We start from the raw sequence: 4,441 nt of genomic DNA, 5'->3' as shown, positions 1-4,441 counted from the left end.
GGGTTACACCTCAAAGCCGCTATCAATGTTTCGGCTGAAGATCTGGCACATCCAGAATTTTGCCGCTTCCTGCATTCCCAATTCGGTTTATACAATATACCGCCAGACTTGGTCACCATTGAGATTACTGAACGCGATATCATGTACGACGAAGCATTAGGTATTGAGGTACTTAAAAGTCTTAAAAAAGCGGGCTATAAAATTGCTGTTGATGACTACGGAATTGGTCAGTCTTCTTTGTCCAAACTGAAAATTCTGCCAGTCGATGAACTGAAACTGGATATGAGTTTCATCAGAAATCTGGATACATCACATACCGATCAGAAAATTGTCTCCTCAACTATTTTTCTGGCACACTCTCTCGGCCTGAAAGTGGTCGCTGAAGGCGTTGAAAACAGCGCCAGTTATGAATTATTAACACAAATGGATTGCGATAGCGTGCAGGGATATTTAATTAGTAAACCACGAGATGCCAATGATCTTGTCGCTTGGTTAGGTGAAAATAATGCCACTTATTCTGTTCCTGCTGACATTAACACTCACTAGTCAGCTCTATGCTGCTGATGGCAAATTAATTGCCACCCCCGGAATTTCCACAATTGAAGGTTCTGCCGGGGGTGGTTTTGTTCCATGGGCACAGTTGGCCGGATATGGCAGCCGTGATGAAATTGCTGCCAACGTATTCTGTAGTGGTGCCAATGTTGATCATTACGACTTGCATGTCTGTGGTGCTCAAGCGTCTTTTTATGATCGCGTTGAATTTTCTGTCGCCAAACAGAAATTTCATGTTGATACCTTAAATCTGAATATCAAGCAACGCGTCCTGGGCATTAAAGCACGACTTTATGGCGATATTGTCTACAGTCGTTTCCCGCAAATCAGTCTGGGCATGCAGCATAAAAAACTTGATGATCCGACTGTGGCGTATCTGTTAGGCGCTGATGAAGATTCCGGTACCGATATCTATCTGTCGGCAAGTAAGCTGCATCTTGGCGCGATAGCTGGTTATAACTGGCTATGGAATATCACTGCCCGCTCCACAGAAGCCAATCAAACTGGATTGTTAGGTTTCGGTAATGCTGGGCGAGATAATCAGCGTGAAGTTTTTTGGGAAGCCTCCACCGCAATATTATTCAGCCGACATTTAGCGTTAGGCGTTGAATACCGTCAAAAACCCGATAATCTGGGTTTAAAAGAAGATGATTGGTCTAATGTCTTTATCGCCTGGTTTCCCAATAAGGTTATCAGCGTAACTGCCGCCTGGCTGGACTTAGGTGAAATCGCCGGAGCAAAAAACCAAAAAGGCCCGTATTTTTCTGTTACAGGTTACTTTTGATGTCATTAAAATATCGATATAGCGTTCTCGTCGCACTTTGTTTGATGATATCAGCTTGTGCCAGCCCCCCAGATACCACGTTATACAAAAAGTTAGGTGGAGAGTCTGGCATTGAGAATATCGTGGAAAACCTGGTGCAGGAGATTGGACAAGACAAACAAATATTTCATTATTTCGCTGAAGCCAGTGTCAGTCGTTTTAAGGAAAACCTGATAGAGCATTTTTGTGCAATCAGCGATGGTCCATGCAAATACACCGGCGATAACATGGTGGATATTCATACCGGTATGAATATCAATGAAAAAGACTTTAACCATATGGTGGATTTATTAATTAATGCCATGGACACTGAAGGCATTCCACACCGTATTCAAAATCAGCTGATTGCCCGACTCGCGCCATTACGCAAAGAAATTATCTATCTTTAATTACACTTCATCTTCAATGGCTGCTTCGACCATTGGAAACTGTGGAACATGCGTAAATATAACCTGATTACGGCCATGATCTTTTGCTTTATATAAAGCCGTATCGGCAGCCTGCAAAATCACATCTATCGGCGGCACGGCCTCCTCCGGCCACAATAAACACACCCCACAACTCATCGTAACCGGAATTAAGTGTGAACCACCGACAATTGGTGCCGAGTCGATAATTGTTCTCAAACGTTCAAAAGATGCCGTTGCTTCATCAGGCTTTAATTGCAAGGCAATTAAAAATTCTTCGCCACCAAACCGCCCCAGCACATCGTAATGACGTAATGTGGTTTTTAAACGGGATGCAAACCGGCGTAGCACCTCATCACCCACGGCATGACCATAGGTATCATTTATTTTTTTGAAGTTATCAATATCACACAGAGCCACACAGTAGATTTTGTCACTGCGCGAGGAACGTATCAGCTCTTCAGAAATACGTTCAATAGCAGCATGTCGATTTAACAGTTTAGTTAAATGGTCATGCGTTGCCCGATAAGTAAGATCCTGATAAAGGCTGGACAATGGATTTGCCAATCGACGGGCCAGCAGTGTACTCAGAATCACTGCCAATAATACGATACAAAATGTTAATGCCAGTAACGAGTAATTTAACCGGTCCAAACCCCGGTAAAAAACTGATAAATCTGCCAGTAAAAACAATTCAATTTGCTGATCCAACGGGCTTTGCAGGAACGACTGCTCCAATAAATATTGCGACCTTTTCCACCATAGATTCGGCGAAGTATCTTTTAGTAAGTATTCTTCAAATTCAGTTTTATCTATGGTTAATGTCGTTAAAAACAACTCCGACTGAGAGGACTGAAAAATAATATCCAGCCCTGTCTTCACCTTTAATGTCTCGAGCAGAGGAATGGTCACTTCAAACGCAATAAACGCCATTGCGATTTGATGAGGCGCTTTTACCGGCAGACTGAACAAACGATATAAACGGTTATTGATCTCTGCAAACTGACCCTGACCAGAAACTTTTTGCAATGCAGACCAATTGAGATTAACCAGTTCCGTTAACGGAAAATTCAGTTCATTCGCTGCAACCAGCTTTCCTTCATTATCAACTAACAGCATCAGGTCAGCCTGGATCCGCTGAGCATGATTCGTGAGCATACTGCTGATTGTCGGCAAATCGTTGGTAGCAAGGGCTTCCCGGAAGCCGAAATCCTGAATTATTATTTCAGTTGAATAACGCAAGCTGGTTTCACGACTATCAATGTATTGATGCAGGAAATGCGAGGCATTGGCAACCTGCTCATGAATCTGCCGTTGATTATGCTGATGAATAAACCAGCCATGACTGAGCTGCATAGTGAAGGCCGTTAATAAAATCAGGCTGGTACAAAGCAGGATCACCCTGGCCTTGATACCATTCATCTATTCAAAGTTTCCAAATGTATTCATCTATAAAAATCTTATTGAGAGATATGGTGACAATAGTGAAACAGGTATCAATTCAGGGTAAACGCCAGACCTTGATTTTCTGCCCGGTTTTAAAACCAAATAAGCGGTTACCACCTACTGCGACAGCAATATGTTGCTTGCCATCAATACTGTAGCTAATAGGCGGCGCATTGACGCCTGCTTCGGTTTTAGCACTCCAGCGTTTGTCCCCGGAATCAGCATCAAAAGCCATAAGTTCACCACTGCCTTCACCGGTAAACACTAAGCCACTGGCGGTACTTAATACCCCACCAATCAATGGATTTTCAGTTTTAACCTGCCAGACAATTTTGCCGTCATCTAAATCAATTGCTGTCAATAAACCGTGTTTTTCCGGGGTGTTTAATGGCGACATTGAAGAGTAACGCACGGCTTCCTTACCCTCTGCCGCCGCTTGTTGATGTAGTTTATATTCCACCGGCCAGTGAATACCGGCAATAAACACCAGGCGTCTGCGGGCATCCACTGATACAGGTGACCAGTTCGCACCGCCCATTACGCCGGGATAAATAATAGTGCCCTCTGCACTGGGCAGTGAAAACATATTTTTCTGCGGGACAAAAGCGTCGCTTTTATAGAGAAACTTACCGTTACGTCTGTCATGCACATAAAACCAGCCGGTTTTTCCTGCCTGACCAATCGCCGGAACAGGCTGTCCTTTAATCGTAATATCAAATAATACCGGTGGACTGGCGACATCATAGCCCCAGCTATCATGCGGCACCTGTTGATAATGCCACCTGTAATCACCACTCTTCGCATCAAGTGCCAGTAATGAGCTGCTGTAGAGATTATCTCCGGGCCTCGAAGAGCCTTCCATTTGTGGCGAAGGATTACCTGTACCAAAATGCAGAATCCCGGTATAGGGATCAATAACCGGAGTACTCCAGGCCGAGGCCCCTCCATAACGCCAGGCATCAGCATGTTCTTTCATCGCCGCTTTTTCTTTGGCAATATCACGAGGTAATTCAATGCCATCAGCCGTTTTGGTAACGAAGTTTCCTTCCCAGTTCTCTGATTTAATGGTGTCAAACTGCCACTTCTGCTCACCGGTATGAATATCATAGCCAGCCATAAAACCACGACGACCAAATTTTCCGGCAATACCCACAACCGTGCCCAAGGGTGAGTCAGAGTCTGTAGCATCCAGATGCAACCCATAACCGACCCC

At 44.2% G+C, this 4,441-nt stretch carries 5 protein-coding genes; 3 read left to right on the top strand and 2 right to left on the bottom strand.

The features are described from left to right. The 3 genes from B3O33_RS06630 to B3O33_RS06620 all read left to right on the top strand — a co-directional run. Positions 1–546 (top strand): EAL domain-containing protein (locus tag B3O33_RS06630; RefSeq protein WP_292363240.1); only part of this gene is annotated, 546 nt, incomplete at its 5' end. Continuing rightward, on the top strand, positions 506–1,336 hold the full coding sequence (locus B3O33_RS06625) for a DUF3034 family protein (protein WP_292362613.1): 831 nt from the start codon (positions 506–508) through the stop codon (positions 1,334–1,336). The genes B3O33_RS06630 and B3O33_RS06625, both read left to right, overlap by 41 nt. After that, positions 1,336–1,764, top strand: coding sequence for a group I truncated hemoglobin (locus tag B3O33_RS06620; RefSeq protein WP_292362612.1), 429 nt, complete (start codon positions 1,336–1,338; stop codon positions 1,762–1,764). Before B3O33_RS06625 ends, B3O33_RS06620 begins: the two co-directional genes overlap by 1 nt. Here B3O33_RS06620 and B3O33_RS06615 read toward each other — a convergent pair whose 3' ends face one another. Next, positions 1,765–3,204 (bottom strand): sensor domain-containing diguanylate cyclase, encoded by a 1,440-nt coding sequence (locus tag B3O33_RS06615; protein ID WP_292363239.1) that lies wholly within the window; start codon positions 3,202–3,204, stop codon positions 1,765–1,767. A gap of 79 nt (positions 3,205–3,283) precedes the next feature. Next, on the bottom strand, positions 3,284–4,441 hold a 1,158-nt coding region (locus tag B3O33_RS06610; protein ID WP_292363238.1), incomplete at its 5' end, for a PQQ-binding-like beta-propeller repeat protein.

Origin of the sequence: Methylophaga sp. UBA1464 (assembly GCF_002325665.1) — a bacterium.
Classification (GTDB): domain Bacteria; phylum Pseudomonadota; class Gammaproteobacteria; order Nitrosococcales; family Methylophagaceae; genus Methylophaga.
This window is presented reverse-complemented; position numbering and strand designations above follow the sequence as displayed.

Excerpts from the sequence above, each read along its gene's own strand:
- B3O33_RS06625 (WP_292362613.1), top strand. The coding sequence starts at position 506 with ATGCCACTTATTCTGTTCCTGCTGACATTAACACTCACTAGTCAGCTC.
- B3O33_RS06620 (WP_292362612.1), top strand. The coding sequence starts at position 1,336 with ATGTCATTAAAATATCGATATAGCGTTCTCGTCGCACTTTGTTTGATG.
- B3O33_RS06615 (WP_292363239.1), bottom strand. The coding sequence starts at position 3,204 with ATGAATGGTATCAAGGCCAGGGTGATCCTGCTTTGTACCAGCCTGATT.